At 42.9% G+C, this 20,316-nt stretch carries 21 protein-coding genes; 6 read left to right on the top strand and 15 right to left on the bottom strand.

Features of this window, described 5'->3' with window-relative positions; genetic code table 11:
• Nucleotides 1-62: 62 nt before the first annotated feature.
• The 6 genes from ACFQ3J_RS04760 to ACFQ3J_RS04735 all read right to left on the bottom strand — a co-directional run bounded on the left by ACFQ3J_RS04760 (nt 63) and on the right by ACFQ3J_RS04735 (nt 4,996).
• Nucleotides 63-572, bottom strand: coding sequence for a PTS sugar transporter subunit IIA (locus ACFQ3J_RS04760; RefSeq protein ID WP_091157066.1), 510 nt, complete (start codon nt 570-572; stop codon nt 63-65).
• Between the two features lie 204 nt (nt 573-776).
• Nucleotides 777-1,841: a stalk domain-containing protein gene (locus tag ACFQ3J_RS04755; RefSeq protein WP_251581432.1), complete on the bottom strand. Its 1,065-nt coding sequence runs from the start codon at nt 1,839-1,841 to the stop codon at nt 777-779.
• Nucleotides 1,842-2,209: 368 nt separating this feature from the next.
• Nucleotides 2,210-2,440, bottom strand: a complete 231-nt coding sequence (locus ACFQ3J_RS04750; RefSeq protein ID WP_091157070.1) for a helix-turn-helix domain-containing protein — start codon at nt 2,438-2,440, stop codon at nt 2,210-2,212.
• An 11-nt stretch (nt 2,441-2,451) separates the two neighbouring features.
• Nucleotides 2,452-2,928 (bottom strand): DUF2975 domain-containing protein, encoded by a 477-nt coding sequence (locus ACFQ3J_RS04745; RefSeq protein ID WP_091157073.1) that lies wholly within the window; start codon nt 2,926-2,928, stop codon nt 2,452-2,454.
• Between the two features lie 335 nt (nt 2,929-3,263).
• A complete protein-coding gene (locus tag ACFQ3J_RS04740; RefSeq protein ID WP_251581431.1) occupies nt 3,264-3,800 on the bottom strand; it encodes a hypothetical protein in 537 nt (178 codons plus the stop codon).
• A 437-nt stretch (nt 3,801-4,237) separates the two neighbouring features.
• Complete coding sequence (locus ACFQ3J_RS04735; protein WP_251581430.1) at nt 4,238-4,996, bottom strand: SDR family oxidoreductase; 759 nt, start codon at nt 4,994-4,996, stop codon at nt 4,238-4,240.
• A 199-nt stretch (nt 4,997-5,195) separates the two neighbouring features.
• Between ACFQ3J_RS04735 and ACFQ3J_RS04730 the strand changes: the two genes are divergently transcribed.
• On the top strand, nt 5,196-5,768 hold the full coding sequence (locus tag ACFQ3J_RS04730) for a TetR/AcrR family transcriptional regulator (protein ID WP_091157081.1): 573 nt from the start codon (nt 5,196-5,198) through the stop codon (nt 5,766-5,768).
• A gap of 165 nt (nt 5,769-5,933) precedes the next feature.
• Nucleotides 5,934-6,104 (top strand): hypothetical protein, encoded by a 171-nt coding sequence (locus tag ACFQ3J_RS04725; protein WP_170862413.1) that lies wholly within the window; start codon nt 5,934-5,936, stop codon nt 6,102-6,104.
• Between the two features lie 120 nt (nt 6,105-6,224).
• On the opposite strand, the gene ACFQ3J_RS04720 is transcribed toward ACFQ3J_RS04725, so the two are convergent.
• Nucleotides 6,225-8,933 (bottom strand): alpha-L-rhamnosidase, encoded by a 2,709-nt coding sequence (locus tag ACFQ3J_RS04720; RefSeq protein ID WP_251581429.1) that lies wholly within the window; start codon nt 8,931-8,933, stop codon nt 6,225-6,227.
• Between the two features lie 156 nt (nt 8,934-9,089).
• On the opposite strand from ACFQ3J_RS04720, the gene ACFQ3J_RS04715 reads away from it, so the two are divergent.
• Complete coding sequence (locus ACFQ3J_RS04715; protein ID WP_251581427.1) at nt 9,090-9,944, top strand: AraC family transcriptional regulator; 855 nt, start codon at nt 9,090-9,092, stop codon at nt 9,942-9,944.
• A 151-nt stretch (nt 9,945-10,095) separates the two neighbouring features.
• Here ACFQ3J_RS04715 and ACFQ3J_RS04710 read toward each other — a convergent pair whose 3' ends face one another.
• From ACFQ3J_RS04710 to ACFQ3J_RS04695, 4 genes are all read right to left on the bottom strand, one after another.
• Entirely contained in the window at nt 10,096-10,845 is a 750-nt protein-coding gene (locus ACFQ3J_RS04710; RefSeq protein ID WP_251581426.1) for a glycerophosphodiester phosphodiesterase, read from the bottom strand.
• A gap of 150 nt (nt 10,846-10,995) precedes the next feature.
• A complete protein-coding gene (locus ACFQ3J_RS04705; RefSeq protein WP_251581425.1) occupies nt 10,996-11,181 on the bottom strand; it encodes a hypothetical protein in 186 nt (61 codons plus the stop codon).
• 225 nt (nt 11,182-11,406) lie between these two features.
• The gene (locus ACFQ3J_RS04700) at nt 11,407-12,378 is read right to left on the bottom strand and encodes a glycoside hydrolase family 43 protein (protein ID WP_251581424.1); all 972 of its coding nucleotides are present in this window, start codon (nt 12,376-12,378) and stop codon (nt 11,407-11,409) included.
• 69 nt (nt 12,379-12,447) lie between these two features.
• Nucleotides 12,448-14,739, bottom strand: a complete 2,292-nt coding sequence (locus tag ACFQ3J_RS04695) for a beta-L-arabinofuranosidase domain-containing protein (RefSeq protein ID WP_251581423.1) — start codon at nt 14,737-14,739, stop codon at nt 12,448-12,450.
• Nucleotides 14,740-14,999: 260 nt separating this feature from the next.
• Between ACFQ3J_RS04695 and ACFQ3J_RS04690 the strand changes: the two genes are divergently transcribed.
• Nucleotides 15,000-15,851: an AraC family transcriptional regulator gene (locus ACFQ3J_RS04690; RefSeq protein ID WP_251581422.1), complete on the top strand. Its 852-nt coding sequence runs from the start codon at nt 15,000-15,002 to the stop codon at nt 15,849-15,851.
• A gap of 102 nt (nt 15,852-15,953) precedes the next feature.
• Here the strand turns inward: ACFQ3J_RS04690 and ACFQ3J_RS04685 are convergent, their stop codons facing one another.
• A complete protein-coding gene (locus ACFQ3J_RS04685; protein ID WP_251581419.1) occupies nt 15,954-16,502 on the bottom strand; it encodes a hypothetical protein in 549 nt (182 codons plus the stop codon).
• Between the two features lie 47 nt (nt 16,503-16,549).
• On the bottom strand, nt 16,550-17,080 hold the full coding sequence (locus ACFQ3J_RS04680; RefSeq protein ID WP_251581417.1) for a DinB family protein: 531 nt from the start codon (nt 17,078-17,080) through the stop codon (nt 16,550-16,552).
• A gap of 95 nt (nt 17,081-17,175) precedes the next feature.
• Between ACFQ3J_RS04680 and ACFQ3J_RS04675 the strand changes: the two genes are divergently transcribed.
• Both ACFQ3J_RS04675 and ACFQ3J_RS04670 read left to right on the top strand, forming a co-directional pair.
• Nucleotides 17,176-17,463: a hypothetical protein gene (locus ACFQ3J_RS04675; RefSeq protein ID WP_251581415.1), complete on the top strand. Its 288-nt coding sequence runs from the start codon at nt 17,176-17,178 to the stop codon at nt 17,461-17,463.
• A gap of 170 nt (nt 17,464-17,633) precedes the next feature.
• Nucleotides 17,634-17,912, top strand: a complete 279-nt coding sequence (locus ACFQ3J_RS04670) for a hypothetical protein (protein ID WP_251581413.1) — start codon at nt 17,634-17,636, stop codon at nt 17,910-17,912.
• Nucleotides 17,913-18,412: 500 nt separating this feature from the next.
• Here ACFQ3J_RS04670 and rbsB read toward each other — a convergent pair whose 3' ends face one another.
• Both rbsB and ACFQ3J_RS04660 read right to left on the bottom strand, forming a co-directional pair.
• Nucleotides 18,413-19,330, bottom strand: a complete 918-nt coding sequence (gene rbsB, locus ACFQ3J_RS04665; protein ID WP_251581693.1) for a ribose ABC transporter substrate-binding protein RbsB — start codon at nt 19,328-19,330, stop codon at nt 18,413-18,415.
• A gap of 16 nt (nt 19,331-19,346) precedes the next feature.
• A complete protein-coding gene (locus ACFQ3J_RS04660) occupies nt 19,347-20,315 on the bottom strand; it encodes an ABC transporter permease subunit (RefSeq protein WP_091157105.1) in 969 nt (322 codons plus the stop codon).
• Nucleotide 20,316: the final 1 nt, after the last annotated feature.

Raw genomic sequence — 20,316 nt, 5'->3', positions numbered from 1 at the left:
TAAAGTAAGAAATGAGGTCCTGATGTGTAAATTGAATTATACTTTAAGTATTCCCGTACAAATTAATTTAAATGAACTTTAATAACACTTCCGGATTGTGCAGTTACGCTGCCAGCGGCTTCGTTTGGTTCTACACTCTTCACTGCATCGATACCAGCCGGAATCAATACAGGAGTAATCACCGGGTATCCTGCAGCCTGAATTGCGGCCATGTCAAACTCGATCAGAAGCTGACCTGCTTTTACTTCATCCCCTGTGCTGACATGGGCTTTGAAGCCTTCACCCTTCATTGAAACGGTGTTTACACCGATGTGGATAAGCACTTGTACTCCCGTTGTGTGCTCCAGAATAACGGCATGCTTGCTCTTCTCAATCAAATGAGCTACTTTGCCGTCAAACGGTGCTACAACCTTACCTTCTGTCGGCTCAATGGCTACACCTTCACCCATGGCCTTCGAAGCAAATGCTTCGTCTGGAACATTCGCAAGTGGAACTACCGTTCCTGTCAGCGGGGCTGCAATATCAAGAACATCCATTTTTTCTGCGGCCTTGCCTTTTAACCATTTAAACATCGAATCTCCTCCAATAACAAAACATTCATTTGTATATATTATATTTAGGTAAAAATCTCTCCGTCATTCATCATAACATAATTCCGAAAAACGTTCGAAAACAAATCCTGTCTTTATCATGAATTTTTCTCATAGTAATTAAATTTACTACCAGATCAAGAGGACTGATTCCATATCGGCTATATCATACTCAAGCTGTGCTTGTTATTTGTGATAAGGAGCATAGTTCACCTTGTCTGCTAGGAAGCGACCGTCCTTATATTTGTACTCGATCGTTACATCCCCCGAAAAAACAACGGTACTCGCTGAAGCCCCAAGACGAGCGGTAAGCTTTCCATTTTCGATGAAATAATAGACGACTGCACCGAAGCCAAGCTTAGAATAGAAATAATCCGGAGGATGTCCTGTATATTCCTCAAGTGTGTGCTTTATTTCCTCTTGTCCGTTTATTTTCACAGACACAGTGACCTGTCCATCCTGCGTTGTAATAGAGGAATCAATCCATTCGTTAGTAATTTCCTCGTAGGACTGAATAGAAATTTCCTTCAGTGTTTCCAGATCTACAGTATGGACTTCCTGCTGCATGAGTCCTGTCCCGTATCCCAATGTATTGATGACTGCAAATTCTTCCCGCTCGTCATTCGTGAGATCTTCTACATGAATAACAGGCTTGTAGCTCCAGTCCCACATTCCTTCCCATTCCGTAAAAGGATGAGACTTTCCATTAACTATAAGGTTCATTCCTTCAACGTGATCATACTTATTCACCTGTGCCGCTTGTAATTGAATTTCTTCATGCCGGGGAGCAGTCATTGTGTAGTATTGGTTCGTGGTGAGATATAAGATTCGGTCCATCTTATCAAACCGCATTTCTGTGTCTGAGATCTCGCTCAGGAATGCAGCAGGCACCATTACGCGATGATTGATTAATTGAACCTCTTCTTTTAGATGGTACACATCCCCTGCATATGAAATCTTCGTTACACCCGGCTCGAGGGAAAGGAATTGTCCGTTCATCTGCACTGTAGCTGTCTTGTTTGTATTATTCCACTTGATTTGAACTTCCGACAGCTTATGAAGCATGGTGATTGGAACCATAATCGTACCCTGCTCAACATAAGAAGAAGTTGCCAAGCTTACTGGTTCGTCATCAATAAACACTTGTATCGAATTGTTAGCCTCTGCTAATGCCTCATGATGGGGAAATACGTGAACAGTAGACAGTAATGCAGTGATCATTCCCGTTAGGGTGATCCGTTTCCAGTTCATCAGTCCGCCTTCTTTCATTATAGAGGTACGGGGCTTCGACATATATGGATCATATTCTCTTCCCTCTAATTAAACCATTTTAGGAAAAGCTATTCTGTTGGTCAATGCTCATTGTAGAATTACCACCGATTCAAGGCTCGCATAAGCTTGAGAGCATGATAATTATGGATTTAAACATATTAAGTGTTATGTTAACTGAATCAATTTCATACTACCTTTAGTTGCTTAAATCAAGAGTATATATAGTTTCATATCCATAAAAAAATCAGCCGACCTGGTCAAGGCTGCACTCCTCCTTAGTCTTCTTTATCCAGGAGTAAGCCGTCAACGGTTCGACTGAAATTATGTTTCGACTGCTGTGTTGTCCCTCACTGATCTGCTTCTGCAGGCTCCTCATCACTTCGATACTCCAAAATATCTCCTGGCTGACACTCTAACGCCTTACATATCGCCTCCAGCGTCGTTAGTCGAATCGCCTTGGCCTTTCCATTTTTTAATATGGAAAGATTGGCCATCGTTATCCCGATTCGCTCGGAGAGCTCGGTAACACTCATTTTTCTCTTCGCCAGCATTACATCAATATTTATTATTATGGCCATGATATTCCACCTCAGATGATTAGGTCATTTTCAGATTTGATCTCGATCGCCTCTTGCATAAGCTTCTGAAGAACTGCGGCGAATACGGCAACCACCAGGGAAGCAAAAATTAATACCAAACCAATGATGATCACACCTGGCGCGTCGTCTTTCTCAGCCAACAGATAGATGAATGGCAAATTGATCACATATAGAATGCTTATTGAGAAAGCACAGATTTTTATCAACTTTAATGCATTAACTGCTATTATCGAGAATGCCTTGTTCTTGTCAATGTAGCTAAGCAGCCGCATCGCTTGATAGAGCCCAATACAGAAAGGGATCACTGACACATACATAATAATCACGATCGGATATAGAATATGTGCAAATTCTGGATTCACTGGATTACTTACCAACCAAGGCAGACCAACAATACATAATGCAAGCACTGGGATTCCGATAAGAAAAACAGCTGCTTTTAAAAATAATGTTGAACCTCGTTTCATACAAACACCTCACCAAATTTTTATCTTATTGAATCTAACATAGCATTTATCGTTTTACAATAAATTTTTATCCTAATTTATTATATAATTATCGTAAATGAATTATTCTTACTTTTAACCCCGTCCTTATTCCGTATTTTAATTATAGATACATGTACATGTTGATTTGGTTGGAATGTGCTAGATACGAATTTTTTATTGTTATGAATTTTTCATATGTTGAAATAAATAGATTATGAAATTCAGAGGTTGTTCTATTGGGAAGTCATTCTGTTATTGAACCTTTTCACACAAAAAAACCGCTCCTCTATGCAAGGAAACGGTTTAGTTAAATATCATTTATTTTGATTTGTAATGATCTCCCAACGATTCTCGTACTTCTCCAAATTTGGATGCAGCTCTCTTGGCGTATCATTCAAGATTAATCGAACCTTCTTTATCCATTCTTCAAAGAAGGAATAAGAAGCAAACAGGTTGGCATAGAGTGGCGAGATGTACAGAAAATATGGTGCAGGATAATGCTCCGTTAAATGCCGCAGTGCTGCCTCCATCGGTGTATACTTTTTACGCTTGCCCTCCCAGCCTTCAACCATTATGAGTCTGTGATTTGACTGCTCACGCTTCCAATCATGCAGCCGATCCTCTCTCTTATAGAAGGGCTGTGTACTGTGCTTCAGCATGCGCTTAATGGTGGCATCGTGAAGGGGATAGAGAACCAGCTTCTTGAACTTTTTGGCTTCTGTTATATCTAACGCGTTTACCAGATCCCTGTCCTCTATTCCGTCAAAGTCATCATAATAGATCAGGGTTCCTTTGGTCTCGTCCTCCTTGGGTTCATATCCGTATGGAACGGAATAGACTTCCCTTGCCATTGCTTCCCCTCCCTTCTACAGTTATATCGTTATTTTAAACCAATATCGAGCAGCTCAGTCATGTAGTGAAGAATAGTCTATACATGGATCGTTCCTCTCCATTTCTCGATCAGCTTGGCCATCCGAAACAGCAGTGTTATGAACAAAAGATAGAATACAAGCTGGATTAAAGTAAATATGAATATAACCGTTAACATCGTGTCATTCATATTAAATGCCAAGGGATACATAATCATGAGAAGGGCTTGAAGGCCGAGCAATCAGAGTCATTGATGTAAGGAACAGCATGAAGAGCAATAAGATCGTGCTGTTTAACGAGGGAACGAGTTGTTAATATTGTGTGGCATGGTGCATTTGATATAAGACCTTTCCCCATATTGAAAAAAGGCCCGCTGACAGTCAGCGGGCCTTATCTATTCTACCAGATCGATATGATTTTAGTATGCCATCCATCCAGCATCTGCACTAATTACAGTTCCGTTCACGAAGCTGGCATCATCAGATGCGAGGAACAACGCGACTTGTGCAATCTCTGCTGGTTTACCGATACGTGGATTGATTGCCAGCCCCGCTTGGGAGCGACCCATGCCATACTGACTAACGCCCGTCATGGAAGCGCTGATATTCGTTTCTACTCCACCTGGAGCAATAGCCACACATCTGATTCCTTCTTTGGCATACATGAAGCCTGTATTCTTCGTGATGCCAACAACGGCATGCTTGGAAGCCGTATATGCAGCACCTGCACGAGCACCTTGAAGTCCGCCAGCTGATGCGATGTTGATGATAACACCACTTTGCTTCTCCATGAAGATTGGTAACACTTTGCGTGTCGCACGCATTACGCTCGTTGTGTTAATAGCGAAGATACGCTCCCATCTCTCATCTTCAACCTCACCAGCTGGTTCAAAGTTGTCCATAATTCCGGCATTGTTCACCAGAATATCTACAGTACCGTATTTCTCAACCGTTGTATCAATCAGTGTATTAATATTTTCTAGAGAAGCGACGTTCGTCTTGACCGCGAAAGCCTCTCCACCTGCAGCTTTAATCGCTTCAACCGTTGCATTCGCACCTTCCAGATTCAAGTCGGACACGACTACTTTTGCCCCTTCTTGAGCATACAGGATCGCCGTTTCTTTCCCCATACCGGAAGCTGCTCCCGTAATAATAGCTACTTTGTTTTGAAGTTTCATATTGAATTACCTCCTGTATTTTAGAATGCGTTTACATGAATATAACGAACAATTGTTCATTAACTTATTACAATTATAGTATAATAAATGTGTAAACGATTATTCAATCATCAAAAAATCATTGATTTGTATACTAACATACAATTACATAGCTAGATGTCTATTTACACAATCTATATCTCGCAAGGAGGACAGCAAGATGAACGATAAGCATGATTCTATTGATCGTAGAATTATTAAATCCAAGCAAGCACTGAAGGATGCACTCATTCAATTGATGAAGAGAAAAGAGTTTAAAGAGATTTCGATCACAGACTTGGTACAGGTTGCTAATCTTAACCGGGGCACTTTCTATAAGCATTTTCAGTATAAGGAGGATATATTAGACGAAATATTAGATGACGTCATTCAAGACTTGATTGAATCTTATCGCGATCCCTACTTGCATGTTGAAGTACTGGAAGTGAGAAATATGACATCTGCTGCCGTAAAAGTATTTGATCATGTTTATAAATTCGCTGATTTCTACGTTTTAATCGTTAAGTCAGATAAATTATCGGGATTTCAAAATCGCATATGCAATGTGCTGAAGAATTTAGCTCTGGAAAGCATAGCAGAGCAAAGGCCTCATGCGAAGATTAATCCCGATATCCATGCCAGCTATATTGCTTATTCCATCTTCGGGATCATCATTGAATGGATTAATGGAGGACTTTCATTCAGCCCCGAATATATGTCCGAGCAGCTGCTTGAGATTGTAAGCTTGAGATAAGCAATGACTGGGGTTAATGACAGTAATGGAGCTCAAATAGAAGCTCACACGTTCCACATTTCTTGGACGGGGCTTCTGTTTCAACATGCTATATCAGAGGTAATGACGTACATATTTACGCTGACCAGCGTGCATACTATGTCAAGAATGGAAAGGGTGATTATTGTGACTCACGATAAAACCGATCGCGGAGCTGGCGTGGAACCGATCCCGGATTCTGACGAGAACCATAAGCCTTTTGACGTGCTTGATCAATCCGGTTCCATTACCAAGGCCAACTTGACCGAAGATATACTGGAGGCGCCGGATGAGGAACAAGAAACAAAAAAGCGATAAGCAGGAAGCGCGGGATATATGGCTTTCATCCGCTTATCGACGCAGCTATTCCGCGCTTCATCATTCTCATAAGACACACAAGCCTGCTGACGAATAGCAGGCTTGTGTGTTTTTTTAATATTATGAATATTTATAGCTGAACTCATACTCCCCTGAACCCGCTCTAAGCTCTACCCCTTCAGATGTACTTATGATCTCAAATATCCCTTCCACTTCCTCTACGGAAAGACCGCTCTCCATAAGCTGAGCGAGATTTGCTCCTTCAAGAATAATCTTAGCTTCTGTATTCACAGGGATCTGAATTCGGACTGTTCTATGGCCCTGATCCTCTTGCCATGAGGATTCAATAATTCCATAAGAAGAATCCAGCTTAGCTGAAGCATAATTCAGCTGTCCTGCTGCAAATCGAGGGTTGATCCGTATCTTCTTGTAAGCGATATCCGTATCCTCCATATCCAGACCCGCAAGATACCGATACATCCAATCGCCGATCGCACCATAAGCATAATGATTATAGGAGTTCATGTCATCACTCCAGAACGTGCCGTCGGACTTAATCCCATCCCAATGCTCCCATATCGTTGTGGCCCCTTGCGCAATGGAATACAGCCAAGATGGATAACTGTCCTGCAACAGTAATTTGACCGCTGTCTCATGATAACCATTTTCAGACAACACAAAGCACAGATAAGGAGTCCCTACAAATCCTGTCGTTAAATGATAATCGTTCTGTACAACCATTCGGTTGAGTTCACTTGCCGTTCTTCTCTTCGTGTCTCCCTCAACGAGGCCAAACATCAGAGCAAGTACATGGGCAGTCTGCATTGGAGCAGCCAGCCGGCCTGCAGGAGTGACAAATTCATTCTGATAAGCTCTTCGCACCTGATACAGCAAATCACTGAATTCCTTCACGTCTTCTGTTCTGCCCAGAACAACAGCCGCGTTCCTAACAAGATCAACAGAATACGCGTAGAAGGATGTTGCAATCAGATCGAGCGGCGTTGCACCCACATAGCTGTTCTCCTTCGCATCAAGAGCAAGCCAGTCGCCGAAATGATGACCTGTATTCCACAAATATTCGTATTCACCTTCACCTCGAATATAATTCACCCAGGCTTTCATACTGTCATACTGCTCTGACAGGAGCCTGATGTCCCCATAGCATTGATATTGGGTCCAAGGACAGATGACAGCCGCATCTCCCCAAGCTGCCGAAGTGTCTTGATTCCATTTCAGAATACTCGGAATCGTGAAGGGTACACTTCCGTCTTCCCGCTGATCCGCCGCCAGATCTCGCAGCCATTTCGCGAAGAAGGGGGCCACCTGATAATTAAATGCTGCTGTACGTATAAATACCTGCGCATCACCCGTCCAGCCGAGACGCTCATCCCGCTGTGGACAATCGGTTGGAATATCGACAAAGTTGCCCCGTTGTCCCCAAACGATATTTTGCTGAAGCCGATTCACCCGTTCGTCAGAACAGGCGAATTGTCCCGTCTGAACCATATCAGAATGCATAACTTCCCCAGTGAAGCCCTTTATAAGCACCGAATCAGCAAGCTCCTCCAGTCCTAGAATTCGGACATATCTGAATCCCATGAAAGTAAAGGCCGGTGCGTAGTTGTCTTCGCCCTTCCCCCGTGCAGTATATTCTACTAATTGCTTGGCACTACGCAAATTGCCGGTGTAGAAATTCCCTTCCCGATCCAGCACCTCCGCATGATACAGGGTAATCTTTGTTCCTGCATCCAGGTTCATATTAATCCGGATCCGTCCAACCATGTTCTGCCCCATATCAAGCACCGTTTCACCACGGGGAGTATGCAGAACCGACACAGGACGAATCGTTTCCGTTACCTTCACCGGCCAATTTTCTTGTGCTATCAGCGGATTATAAGGCAAATCTATTGGAAAAGCATTCTCCCAAGCGCTATCGTCATATTCATATTTGCTCCACCCCGCGTCTTCGAGTCTTGCATCATAGATTTCCCCATCATATATGCTCGTGTAGCGAATAGGTCCTTCCGATGTCTTCCATGTCTCATCAGTCAGAACAACCTCCTCGCTGCCATCGGCATATTGAACATGCAGCTCAAGAAGTGCTGCGCGATACGCTCCATAAGCGCTCCGAAATCCCTTCTCCCAGGAGATACGTCCCGAATACCAGCCATCGGCTACGCGAATACCGATCCCATTCCCACCTGCATGCAGATAACGGGTCACATCGTATGTTTGGTACTGATGCCGATGATGATAGCTGGTCCAGCCCGGCGCGAGCAGCTCCTCCCCCACTCTTTCACCATTCAAATGCAAGTCGTATAACCCTGCTGCCGTAGCATATACTCGGGCTGATACGATATTTCCCTTCAGCTGGACTGTTTTCCGAAGCAGCGTAACAGGTGGCGAATCAGGCCACTCCCCACTCTGCTTGACAGTTGACCGCTGCATCGGCATAATCCAATCTGCCTGCCATTCATCAGAGTGAAGAAATGCCGTCTCCCACCATCCTATACTGCTCCAATCGGAACAATTGTCTTCCTGATCCCATACCTGAACTCGGTAATAGTAGCGTGTTCTGGACTGGAGAGTGGGACCGGCATATTCAATGTGAAGGGATTGATCCGATTCGACTCTCCCCGTGTCCCATAAAGATAAGCTGAAATCAGCCGCATCTGAAACGACAAGCTGATATGCCTGCTGCTTGATCCCTCTTCTCTTTGAAATCAGCTTCCAGCCAAAACGGGGAACGAACTGATCGGCTCCGAGCAAATGCTCACGATACTCACAGGTCACTTGGCTCACTGAGAGTGCTGCTTGTTGATTCATCATGCTCTCCTGCCTTTCTTCTATTTAATCGTAGCTACTTCTAATCCCTTCCCTTGTGTTTTTCCCTCTTTCATTTTACGATGAATGATAGCGCTTTATATAGTGTAATCAGACAAATCATCCTGGCTGATCGGACATTATTGGAGGAGAGTCGATAAGATGAGTGCCAAACGGAGAATTGATTTGATGAGAGGCGAATCTTTTTTTTCACAGGGTTTACCGTTATATCTTAATCGCAGTGTAGAATCTTATGAGTTATCCGAGCATCAGCATGATTTTTTTGAAATCAGCTATGTTGCTGAAGGCAGCGGCACGCATATGCTGAGCGGCATCAGCCTTCCGGTTAAGCAAGGTGATCTCTTTCTCCTGCCTCAAGGTACGTCGCATGTCTTCAGACCTCAGGGCATAACAGGCAGACATCCGCTCATTGTCTACAACTGTATATTGGCAATTGATGAATTTAGACACACGGTGGCTCCCATTCCTGGAAGTGATGTGCTGGACTCCCTGTTAACGATGGATGAGTATCGTCAATATTCTGATAAATATGGGGAAGCTCTAATTCTTTTCCAGCAATTACACCGAGAGTATCAAGTAAACCGACTTGGAAGAGAACTTGCCCTGTACAGCGGCATTTTACAGCTGCTCCTACTGATCCATCGAATGGAAACGGCAGAGAATCTTAGAGAAGGTGAGAATTCCATACATCTGGAAGCCGTGCTGAGTGAGCTGCATGAGAGATATAGCTGCCGAATAACCGTGCAGGAGATGGCTCATAAAATGGGGCTCAGCGAGCGGCAATTTCACCGGGTGTTTAAACGCCATATGGGGATGAACATGACCGATTATTTACAAAATGTAAGAATCCATGCGGCAAGACGCTTACTTCGTACAACCTCGCAAAAAGTCAGCAACATCGCAGCTGCTGTAAGTTATCAGGATGTGTCTTATTTCAATGCTCTATTTAAGCAAAAGACAGGCTGCACTCCACTTGAGTACCGTCGAATGATCTGAATCCATCTTAAGCGAAATACAAATACAATCTGGCCCCGCAAAAAAAACAGTGCTTGTACGGACAAAGGTATCTTCATCCAAGCACTGTTTTAAGGATCTTCGTTTGCGAAGCAGTTCGCGATAGGTCTAATTCATTCTGTCTCAAGGCTGACTAGTTCATACTTGCTTGAAGTTCACCGAGGACTTGCTTTAATCGCTCAGGGTAATCCGTAATAATACCGCTTACTCCAAGCTCTACCATACGTTTCATATCCTCTGTCTCATTTACTGTCCAAGGATACACCGCAAGTCCTTTTTCCAGAGTCACTGCCAGTTGGTTGTCTGTGAGCTGCTTGTAGTAAGGATGAAGGGAATACGTATTCACTCCAACGGCATTCGGCAAATATTCAGGATGCTGAAAATCCTGATGATATAGAAGTCCAAGCTTAATTGAAGAATCAAGAGCTTGAAGTTTCTGCAAAGCGCCAAAGTGGAAGGAAGAAACAACGACCTGCTCTGTCCGGTCATATTCCCGCAGGAGGGTTACGAGCTTCTGCTCGATCCCCTGTTCCAGTCCCCCTTTAATTTCCACATTAATCATCAGATCCTTAGGTGCTAGTTCAAAAACTTCTCTGAGCGTAAGGATCTTCTGCCCTTGAAACTTTGCATCGTACCAGCTCCCAGCATCGAAGCTTCTCAGTTCATCCAGGGTCATATCCTGAACCGCTCCCGTACCATCTGTCGTGCGGTCAATCGTGTAATCATGAATCACCATGATTTCTCCATCCTTGGAGAGATGAATGTCCAGTTCAAATGCATTGCAGCCTTGCGTAAGAGCAAGCTCGAAAGAAGCCAGTGTATTTTCCGGTGCAACTCCCGCCGCTCCCCTGTGTGCGATAATGATTGGCATCGTAGAATTCATTGGTCACACTCCCTGATTGTCATTGGATAAATTGGTTTATTGCTTAATTACAGACCTATGCGGACATGTAGTTCATGTTAAGTATATGGAGTTCAGGAGATGAGTTCTACCTTTTTGTGTTAAAAGACATTGGTATCTTCGGAGCAAACTTTACATTTCATCGATGTTATAGAACCGGGCACAATTCCCTCCCAGAATGCCGCTCCTCCATGAGTCAAGCTGCCCAAAATCCGGCTTCCATATCCGTAAAGGCTGATGGATGTCCATAAAGTCTTTAATCTCATGTTCCTCGAGCATGGAGCTTATATTTCCTCCATTCCGTTCATCCCAGCCCATTTCCCACATCTTCTGAGTGATACCTGACTAATATCCGTTAAAACAACACAAACAAATATTATTAATCTGTAAATTTCTTTACTCAGTAAATGACATTCAGAAAAAATAAACGTAAGACAGACTCATGTACTCCTGCAGTCCGTCTTACGTTATCTATTTTTTAAACCAGCTGTATTTTTTCAAACTTGAATTTATTCCAATATACCTTTAGGCTATTAAATTTAATTACCCTATTCCTGCTTCTTGCTTCGTGAGCCGATCCTGTGCAAAATTCCAATTCTTAATGCGTTCATACTCCTCCATGGTGATTGGCAGCACGGTCCCGTGCTTGAAGCCATATGGGAAGCTGAAGCTTTCATCGGAGCGAATAAACCTCCCGCTGTCGATATCATCCGCTAGAAAAGGAACATAACCTTGTCCTTCGCCTTCTACACCGAAAAAGTCTAGCAGCAGGCACCATCTGCCGTCCTTTACCTTAAATGCCGTTGGCGCTTCATAGGCATGATGCCCCAGCTTCGCCATTTCTTCATCAAACGCTTCAATACGGGTATGTTCACCAGTAAGCGTATTGCCCTTCTGCAGAATGATCCCCTCGGGATCATTCTCGCTTTTTAGAAAGCGATAAAAGGTCCCGTTCTCCTCATAAATTGCAGAATCAATAATCCCGCTGCCGTCTTTGCGGCACAGCATCTCCGGCTTCGAGAAGTTTACGAAATCTTTCGTTCGGGAGTAATAAATCGCCTTATGCCCGAAATTATTAGAGGCATGTGCAGAAGACCAATGCAGAACATAGTCATCGTTCTTGTGGTCATAAATGACATCGGGTGCCCACAGACAACCAAAGTCCTCATCTCCAAGCTCAATCATTCTCTGTTCGGACCAGTTCACCAAATCCACCGATTCCCATAGAGACAAGCACTTGCTCCCTTCTCTTGAAATGCTGGCCCAGCTGCTCTTGTACTTCGTATTAAAGCCATTAGCAAGACTTAAATCCGTTGCAATAATGAAGAACTTCCCTTCTCTTGTCCGTACAATGGTATGATCTCTAACCCCTTTATCTCCCAGTTCGCTCCACAGCACAGGGTTACCATCGTTGACTTGCTCCCAGTTCAGGCCATCCGTACTCAGGCCAAAATAAATCTGTTCACCGTCCGGTGTTTTCTTCTCTTTGAAATGTACGAATAGATAAGCATCCATTATAATTTCCTCCTCTAGTGATTTAATAGAATGACCCAAATCGTTATTCTTAGAATAATTATTCCATGCTTAATTTCTAATCGGCCTCATCGTTCGAAGTACACCATAAATACCATTCAAATCTGCTTCTGGCTTAAACTTAACGACAACTTGACTGCTCTTATTGATCATGCCTTGCGTAATCTGATATTCCTTGGTCACAAACTCTCTTCTACGTTCATAGCCGGTTTCTTCTCGCGCGAGAAGCTGATCGTTCACATAAATATTCATGGCACGATTATGGTTGATGAGGAAGTACGTCACCTGAAGCACATTCACATCATCTGGATCGACAGCCAGCGTATAACTGAACCAGCCCTCCTCGTTTGCAAGTCTGCCATTCTGACCATCCCAAGCTCCGCTGAATGTATTCACGCCCTTGATCTCATGCTGGAGTTCATACTGATCATTACCTACCTGAACGCTATCAATGGTTGCCTCCTTCGTCAGGACCTCAAGCCTGCCAAGCTCCAAATGGCGTCTCAGCTCCTCCGAGTCATTTTCAACAATGTTCCAGTAGATGCCGTATCGTTCCTTATGCTGCTTATAATGAGGTGTAAAAATTAACCGTTCATCCTCATCAGTGTTCTTTAAACGAAATTCCATTCGATTCTCATCTTTAACAACATGCTCTTCGATGGATTGTATCCATTCTTTAGGAGTAATCCCGTTAGGAATGATAAAGTCCTTAACCCGCATTCGCTTCGTCGGCACTTGCACCATGATGCCCGTGCTTGACAGCGTCATATCTTCAATGCCTAGAGCTGCGCTAAGCACAAACGGACCATACTGGAAGCCCACCGCTGCCGGATTGTCAGGGAGTCTGCAGGCAAGCACCTTCATGGGTAGAACTAAATCCAGGACATCTCCACTGTGCCAGACCCGTTCTACCTCAAGATAATCATTACAAATCTGAGGTTCAAGCCGCTTGCCATTTAATAGAACAGATATTTCACCCTGAATCCAGTGAGGCACTCGAATATAAAGCTTCATCGCCTGGTCTCGTCCATCTGTCGTTTCAATGATAAACTGTACATCATCACGTTCAGGAATACTGGCGGTTTGCGTAATTCGAATATTCTTCTGTACATAATCCAGCCTGGAACTAATAAATTGATTCACGTACAGCTCATTGTCATTGTAAAAATAGATGCTGTCATTCAGCTTCGTAAAGCTCTCCATCCCCGTACCTGTGCAGCACCAGAAGTGCTCAAACGGAGAGCTGTATATTTTGAAATAACCGGTAGCCATCGGCTGAAAATACATTGTCATTCCCGTCTCGGGATTTTGTGAGGATAGAATCGCATTGATGTAGCTCGTTTCATAATAATCGGCATACTTCTTTTCCCGGGTAAGTTTGAACAGCTCACGAGTCAGCTTCAGCATGTTGTAGCTATTACACGTCTCGCAAGTGATATCCGTCCGTCTTGCATCCAGGATATCTGGCTCTCCAAAATGCTCCGATTCACTGTTGCCGCCCGTCATATACGTGTGATGATATACTACGATATCCCAGAATTTCTTGGCTGCCTCAAGATAAAATTTCTCACTTTCACCCAGCGTACGATAACGGTTAAGCGCTCCCAGGAATTTAGGGATCGTTGTATTTGCATGCTTGCCTTTTAATATATCTACACCCTGAGCGATGGCTTCGAACAATGGAATTTCATCAAATTTATGTGCTGCCTCCAGGTGCTGTGGATCTGCTGATATTTTATAGAGATCATACAAGCAGTCATTCATTCCACCGTATTCAACCGCAAGCACTGTCGTTTGCAGCTCCTGAGACCAGCGGGAAGTACGTGCTGCAACCCAGTCACCTAATTTACAGACAACCTCTTTGGCATCTGCCGACTCTGTTGCGTGGTAAACGGCTATGAGCCCGGCAATCAGCTTATGTATAGTGTACCATGGAACCCAGGCGGGCTGTCTCTTCTCTACGTTATCGATCAAGCTCTCCGGAAATGCAGACAAATAACCGCTTTCAAATTGACACACCTTAAGTTCTGATATGATGTAAGTCAATTTCTCAAGCATCGCCGGATCGCTTGTTTGCTCATAGGCCTGAGCACATGCACTCATGTAATGCCCGAGGGTATGTCCCCGAATCTCGGTATTCTCCCAGCCCGGATATTTGGCAGCTTTGGGAGTAAGGCCGCAGGTTTCGCGAAATCCAGCAAGCAGTCGGTCCAAGTCATAGCTATGTAAATAGTGGAGCTCCTTCGCAAATGCATTGGCATAATACTCCCTCGTCAAGCAAACCTGATCTAAGCGAAAATCCTGCAATACATGACTCTTCACTGCTTCTTCCCTCGTAGACATTCTCTTATCCACCTTCCACACTCTACTTAAATGGTTCAAGCTTGCTATTTCAGAATAGCCTGTTAAGCTGCAGGAGTGAAGTGGAGAAACGTTCGAATTCGTGTACAAAAGTCAGGTGATTGCGTATTGACGCAGATGAAACGTAAGTGATAAAAAATAGTATCAATCAACGAGTAGTAACTACTCTTGAAAATAATCTATAATAGGAATGTCAGATTTAAGGTGTTAAAAGGTTAGATATAGTCGGAGGATATACATCGATGGTTGGATACGCTTTTAATATAGAGAAACCCTTAATTTTACAAATGACAGGAAAATTCGTCTCTCCTTCTCCAGACTGGATTCATATGAGCAGGATACTAATGGATTACGAGCTGTTCGTTCAGACCAAGGGCGAGCTGTATATCGCAGGTGATCAGGAGAAGCATGTACTGCAAGAGGGAGATTTTCTGCTCATGCCACCAAGAATGAAGCAATTCGGCTATAAGAAGTCCGACTGCAGCTTCTACTGGCTTCATTTTACTGCAGACCATCCCTCTTTCAATGCGATACCTGTTCGTGATTATCAGCCTGCCCAGAACCATATATTTATCCCGTCTAAAGGGCATTTGCGAGGCATGGACAAGATCGTCATTATGATGAAACAGCTGCAGGATTCTATGCGTAGTTATCAGAATCCGACACTTGGCAATTACATGGCAACTACTATACTGTGTGAACTATACCATCAATCCTATGCTGCAGAGAATGTGCTCGGCAAGAAGCTCAAGCAGTTGCAGCTCTATAATGATGTTGTGGATTATATTAGCTGGAATCGGTTTGAGCCGCTCAAGGTATCTGAAATTGCCGATCATTTTGGATATAACTCCAAATATCTGTCTCATCTGTTCGCTTCTATTGCCGGAGTTACGCTCAAGCAGTATATCGTGCAGCAGAAGATGGAAGCAGCTGCCTTTCTCCTGACCGATACGAATCAAACGGTACAAGAAATTGCAATGCAGCTGGGGTACCATGACAGCCAGCATTTTATGAAGTCCTTCAAACAGATGACGCATCTAACACCAACGGACTTCCGAAACGCCGCTGCCAACCGGCTGTTGTATTACAGATGAATAAGAAGAGAAACGGTAGTAATTTTCAATAATAAATCAAGAGTATCGTTCTCATTATTGGAATAGCCCCAAATATATACTTAATCACAACACTTGGGGTTTTTATTTAAGGTTAAGTGTTAGTTCCCCATTATACGTGTCGAATGTGACAGTATCTTTTGTCCATTTTGGAGAATTATAATCGAAAAAATCTTCTTCAGAAAAAATTAAGTTGTATGGCTCCTCTACTACTACTTCCTTGGTGGTTAGTTCTGTTAAAAAAAGTCCTGCAAATTTAGTTTGATAAACACGAAAATATTTAATACCTTGATCAATTAGGTTTGGTCGGTGTTCAACTATTACACCTCCTTTATTTGCAGGAACGGTTACGTATTCATAACTAAACGGATTAAATATTGGAGTAAAAGAATGCTTAATTAGAAGAAAAAAAGAAAGTGTAATTATTATAACTAAAACAATTAGTCTGTTACCTTCACTTTTTCTTGCCAGCAGGTAAAATAAAATGACATGCAGTATGATTGGGATGAGATAATTACTTTTTTTAAAGAAAGTAATTTCATACTCTATCATTGATGTGATAAACCATAGCAAATCAATAGTTATTAGTAATATAATATATACTTTTCGTAATTTCCGTTTAGTTGAACCCATATTCAATAACTCCATTCTTTTAATTTCAACGAAACGGGGGTACTTATTCACTCTATCACTACCTGTTCCCGATACCATTTTCGAAGCTGATTAATATGAGCCTGATGATAACGGTTATGATCTGCCATATGCCATATCCCCCAGCGAATCGTTGCTTCTTTCTCATTCATGTGACCGAACCGAACGACTTGATCCAGATCTCTATCTGATAGCTGCCTGCATGTATCTCTCAGCATAGATAATACCTCTGTATAATTTGACATGAATGTATCAATCGAAACTCCAGCTATCATGGGAAGTCTGCCATCTTCAACAATCATCGGACCGTATTTATCTGCATAATTAGAAGGTAACGCTTGTCCTTTAAATCTATACACCCAGTTCAAATCCACATACATGAGATGTTTAATCAGCTGTGCTGCACTATTATAACGATCGCCTGGACCCTTGTAATCCAGCTCATTCTGCAGCATCCCCTGTGTAATCATCTGAAGGCGCACACAATTTTGCTCCACCGCCGAATATAACATACCAACGATTGGAGACATATCAGGGTTACTTTTTAAATCATATATCATTGCACTGTTCCTCCATTTCTAGTGATCTTTATAATGATAACGTTGAACCAAATTATAAAGTTTGCTGCGTTCTATAGCTAAGGAGATGAGATGAAATGATGAATTACAGAACAGCACAGAATAATGCTGCGGTAATCAAACAATTAATTGATACATACACGCACCACAATCTATATGGACAAGATGTAACATCACGGGAAGTTTCAGAATCAGAAATGAGAATTCAATGGGATAACCAGCATACCTCGCTTGAACAGATCTTAAGCCATTGCTCATTAGAGGACTTACAGGCCATTCATGCCATTCATGCCATTCAATCGATAGGATATCATGAAAGGGGCGTACGCCACCGTTATTTAGACAACAGTAATGAAAATTATTGAGATGGAAATCTCTGAAAGTGAAGAACAACTATTGAAGAAGCATAGTAAATATATCACTTTCCTCACGAGACAAGAACTGTTGGATCAATTATTATCTCGTGTTGACATGTCTCAGGATTTAATTAAGGGATGAAGATTTTGAATTTAAGCTGAGCGAAGGAGTTTCTTATATGATTATTGCAATTCTCGATGAGCAAGTCGGGCATAATCTACAAGCATTACAATATGAATTTGATCGTTTTCTAAGTAGTCTTAAGGGGAATCATCCATTCCGATCGTATACTGAGATTGTTGAAAGTAATGGAGAAGTCTCATTTGCTGATTATGTAAATACATACGGACCAGACCAGTTGATCGCCTGGATTAATGTGGAGAAATATAATGACAGAGTCGCTGTAATACTAAAAAATACGGGTGATTTAATAGCAGAAGCTGAGATTCACATTTAACGAAGAATGCAATTTTTTATTAATGATTTAATCTTTTTTTTCTGATCCCTTGGAAAATCCACGCTAAACCTATACAGAGAAATAAAATGTTAAAAGAATCTATACCCTGATTATTCAATAAACCTTTAAATATATCATACGTTTGAATTACCAGAATAATGGAGGCATATACGAAGATCATATTGGTTTTGTCTTTGAACAATTTCTTACCAATAAAATTGACTAAAAGTATTATTGCAATGGCATAAAAGATTATTATTCCCGTGATCATCAAAGTTATCATTGAGACACTCATAATCTACACCCCCACTATAGTCATGTTTTCGTCTATTAACAGGACGAATTCTTCAACAATCATTTTTACATAATATCACATTTGTGAGGATGAAATCATCCCTTTTCCTATAACTTACCCATCAAATAAAACACCTCCAAGTTCATCTACGACCTTTGAAAATCGTCGAATGTTCTTGAAGGTGTTTTCATTTGTGCTAATCTTCTTATTCTTTCGTTGTCAATTTCAGTGGTGCCGCAATCATTTCTTCCACTTCATTGCCTTGAAGCACATCCGCTGCGGCTTGAACAGCGAGTTCACCTATAAGTGCCGGCTGTTGTGCCACCGTAGCGGTCAGCCCCCCAGCATTAATGGACTTGATCGCGTCCTCATTACCATCAAAACCAACAATGATTACATCTCGGCCTGAGCTTTGAATCGCTTCTAGTGCTCCGAGCGCCATCTCGTCATTATGGGCGAATACAGCCTCCACATCCGGGTTCCCCTGAATTAGATTCTCCATAACGTTGAGGCCTTTGGTCCGATCAAAATCGGCGGGCTGCTTAGCCACCACATCGAGCTGCTCATCGGCAATATTGTGGAAGCCCTGTCCACGCTCACGCGTCGCCGATGCACCTGCCACGCCTTCCAGCTCAATGACTTTCGCGCCTTCGCCCAGCTGCTCAATAATATATTGAGCTGCCATTTCTCCGCCCTTCACGTTATCCGATGCTACGAGTGCTTCAACATCCCCTTGGTCTGCAGAACGATCCAGAGTAATGACCGGAATGCCAAGCGAATTCGCTGTTTGCACTACATTTGAAATCGCCGCTGAATCGGTCGGGTTAATGAGCAGTGCATTCACACCTTGCTGAATCAGATCATCTACGTCATTGGATTGCTTCGCAGAATCATCCTGGGCATCTACAATTACAACCTCAATGCCTTGCTTCTCTGCTTCAGCTACGACACCGTCTTTTAAGGCAACGAAGAATGGATTATTTAAAGTAGAAATGGATAATCCGATTTTTATTTCATCTGTATTGCCGTTGTTATTCGGTTTAGCCCACTCCGGCGGCTGCATGGAACAGCCTGTCATTATGATCATGAGCACGGCGGTGAACAATAAGGTTAGTTTTTTCATCATGTCTCTACTCCTCTTATGCAGATTTCTTACGGTCAATCAGTACCGCAATGACGATCACGACACCTTTGACAACCATTTGATAGAATGAGGATACGCCAAGCAGGTTCAGACCGTTGTTAAGAACACCAATAATCAATGCCCCAATGAGTGTTCCTACAATGAGACCGCGTCCGCCAGTCAGACTTGTACCACCTAAGACAACAGCTGCGATCGCATCGAGCTCATAAGATTCACCTGCTGTAGGCTGTGCTGAGTTAAGACGGGAAGTCAGAATGGCACCAGCTAGTGCAGCCATCATACCTGCAAGAGAATAGATCATTATTTTGACACGGTCGACTTTAATACCTGAGACAAGTGCAGCCTTCTCATTACCACCGATGGCATACGTTTTGCGTCCAAATGATGTTTTATGGAGAATGACCCACAGAATAGCAAATGTAATCATCATGGTGATTGCCGGAACTGGAATACCAAGGAAATATCCACGTCCAAACAATTGGAAAGCCATGCTGTCACCCAGTCCAGTAATTGGATTCCCGTTCGTGTATACAAGCGTTAAGCCCCGGAAGATCGTCATGCTGGCAAGTGTTGCAATGAAGGGTGCCATCTTACCCTTCGTAATCATGAGACCGTTCATCATTCCCATGATTCCGCCCAGCAGCACCCCGACAATGATGGCAAGGATCGGATCCAGACCCGACAACATTAGATTAGCGACTATTGCACTGGACAACGCAAGGATCGAGCCAACAGACAGATCGATACCACCAGTGAGAATAACAAAGGTCATACCAAATGCAAGCAGTGCATTAATCGATACCTGTCTGAGCAAATTCAATATGTTAAGCGGTTCCAAAAATCCCGGATTCATGATCGTCACGATGACGATGAGTAAGATTAGACCGAGCAGAGGCCCTAGCTTACCAGCAAGCTGAGACAACTGTAATCCTTTTTTATTACTCGTTTCGTTTGCACTTGTCATG

Source organism: Paenibacillus provencensis, from assembly GCF_042678545.1.
Lineage (GTDB): Bacteria > Bacillota > Bacilli > Paenibacillales > Paenibacillaceae > Paenibacillus > Paenibacillus provencensis.
The sequence above is the reverse complement of the archived record's forward strand: the minus strand, read 5'-3'. Positions and strand labels throughout refer to the sequence as shown.

Excerpts from the sequence above, each read along its gene's own strand:
- ACFQ3J_RS04730 (WP_091157081.1), top strand. The coding sequence starts at position 5,196 with ATGAACGATAAGCATGATTCTATTGATCGTAGAATTATTAAATCCAAG.
- ACFQ3J_RS04740 (WP_251581431.1), bottom strand. The coding sequence starts at position 3,800 with ATGGCAAGGGAAGTCTATTCCGTTCCATACGGATATGAACCCAAGGAG.
- ACFQ3J_RS04745 (WP_091157073.1), bottom strand. The coding sequence starts at position 2,928 with ATGAAACGAGGTTCAACATTATTTTTAAAAGCAGCTGTTTTTCTTATC.
- ACFQ3J_RS04750 (WP_091157070.1), bottom strand. The coding sequence starts at position 2,440 with ATGGCCATAATAATAAATATTGATGTAATGCTGGCGAAGAGAAAAATG.
- ACFQ3J_RS04695 (WP_251581423.1), bottom strand. The coding sequence starts at position 14,739 with ATGTCTACGAGGGAAGAAGCAGTGAAGAGTCATGTATTGCAGGATTTT.
- rbsB (WP_251581693.1), bottom strand. The coding sequence starts at position 19,330 with ATGAAAAAACTAACCTTATTGTTCACCGCCGTGCTCATGATCATAATG.
- ACFQ3J_RS04660 (WP_091157105.1), bottom strand. The coding sequence starts at position 20,315 with ATGACAAGTGCAAACGAAACGAGTAATAAAAAAGGATTACAGTTGTCT.
- ACFQ3J_RS04705 (WP_251581425.1), bottom strand. The coding sequence starts at position 11,181 with ATGGGCTGGGATGAACGGAATGGAGGAAATATAAGCTCCATGCTCGAG.
- ACFQ3J_RS04720 (WP_251581429.1), bottom strand. The coding sequence starts at position 8,933 with ATGATGAATCAACAAGCAGCACTCTCAGTGAGCCAAGTGACCTGTGAG.
- ACFQ3J_RS04735 (WP_251581430.1), bottom strand. The coding sequence starts at position 4,996 with ATGAAACTTCAAAACAAAGTAGCTATTATTACGGGAGCAGCTTCCGGT.
- ACFQ3J_RS04755 (WP_251581432.1), bottom strand. The coding sequence starts at position 1,841 with ATGAACTGGAAACGGATCACCCTAACGGGAATGATCACTGCATTACTG.
- ACFQ3J_RS04715 (WP_251581427.1), top strand. The coding sequence starts at position 9,090 with ATGAGTGCCAAACGGAGAATTGATTTGATGAGAGGCGAATCTTTTTTT.
- ACFQ3J_RS04670 (WP_251581413.1), top strand. The coding sequence starts at position 17,634 with ATGATTATTGCAATTCTCGATGAGCAAGTCGGGCATAATCTACAAGCA.
- ACFQ3J_RS04710 (WP_251581426.1), bottom strand. The coding sequence starts at position 10,845 with ATGAATTCTACGATGCCAATCATTATCGCACACAGGGGAGCGGCGGGA.
- ACFQ3J_RS04690 (WP_251581422.1), top strand. The coding sequence starts at position 15,000 with ATGGTTGGATACGCTTTTAATATAGAGAAACCCTTAATTTTACAAATG.
- ACFQ3J_RS04760 (WP_091157066.1), bottom strand. The coding sequence starts at position 572 with ATGTTTAAATGGTTAAAAGGCAAGGCCGCAGAAAAAATGGATGTTCTT.
- ACFQ3J_RS04675 (WP_251581415.1), top strand. The coding sequence starts at position 17,176 with ATGATGAATTACAGAACAGCACAGAATAATGCTGCGGTAATCAAACAA.
- ACFQ3J_RS04680 (WP_251581417.1), bottom strand. The coding sequence starts at position 17,080 with ATGATATATGATTTAAAAAGTAACCCTGATATGTCTCCAATCGTTGGT.
- ACFQ3J_RS04685 (WP_251581419.1), bottom strand. The coding sequence starts at position 16,502 with ATGGGTTCAACTAAACGGAAATTACGAAAAGTATATATTATATTACTA.
- ACFQ3J_RS04700 (WP_251581424.1), bottom strand. The coding sequence starts at position 12,378 with ATGGATGCTTATCTATTCGTACATTTCAAAGAGAAGAAAACACCGGAC.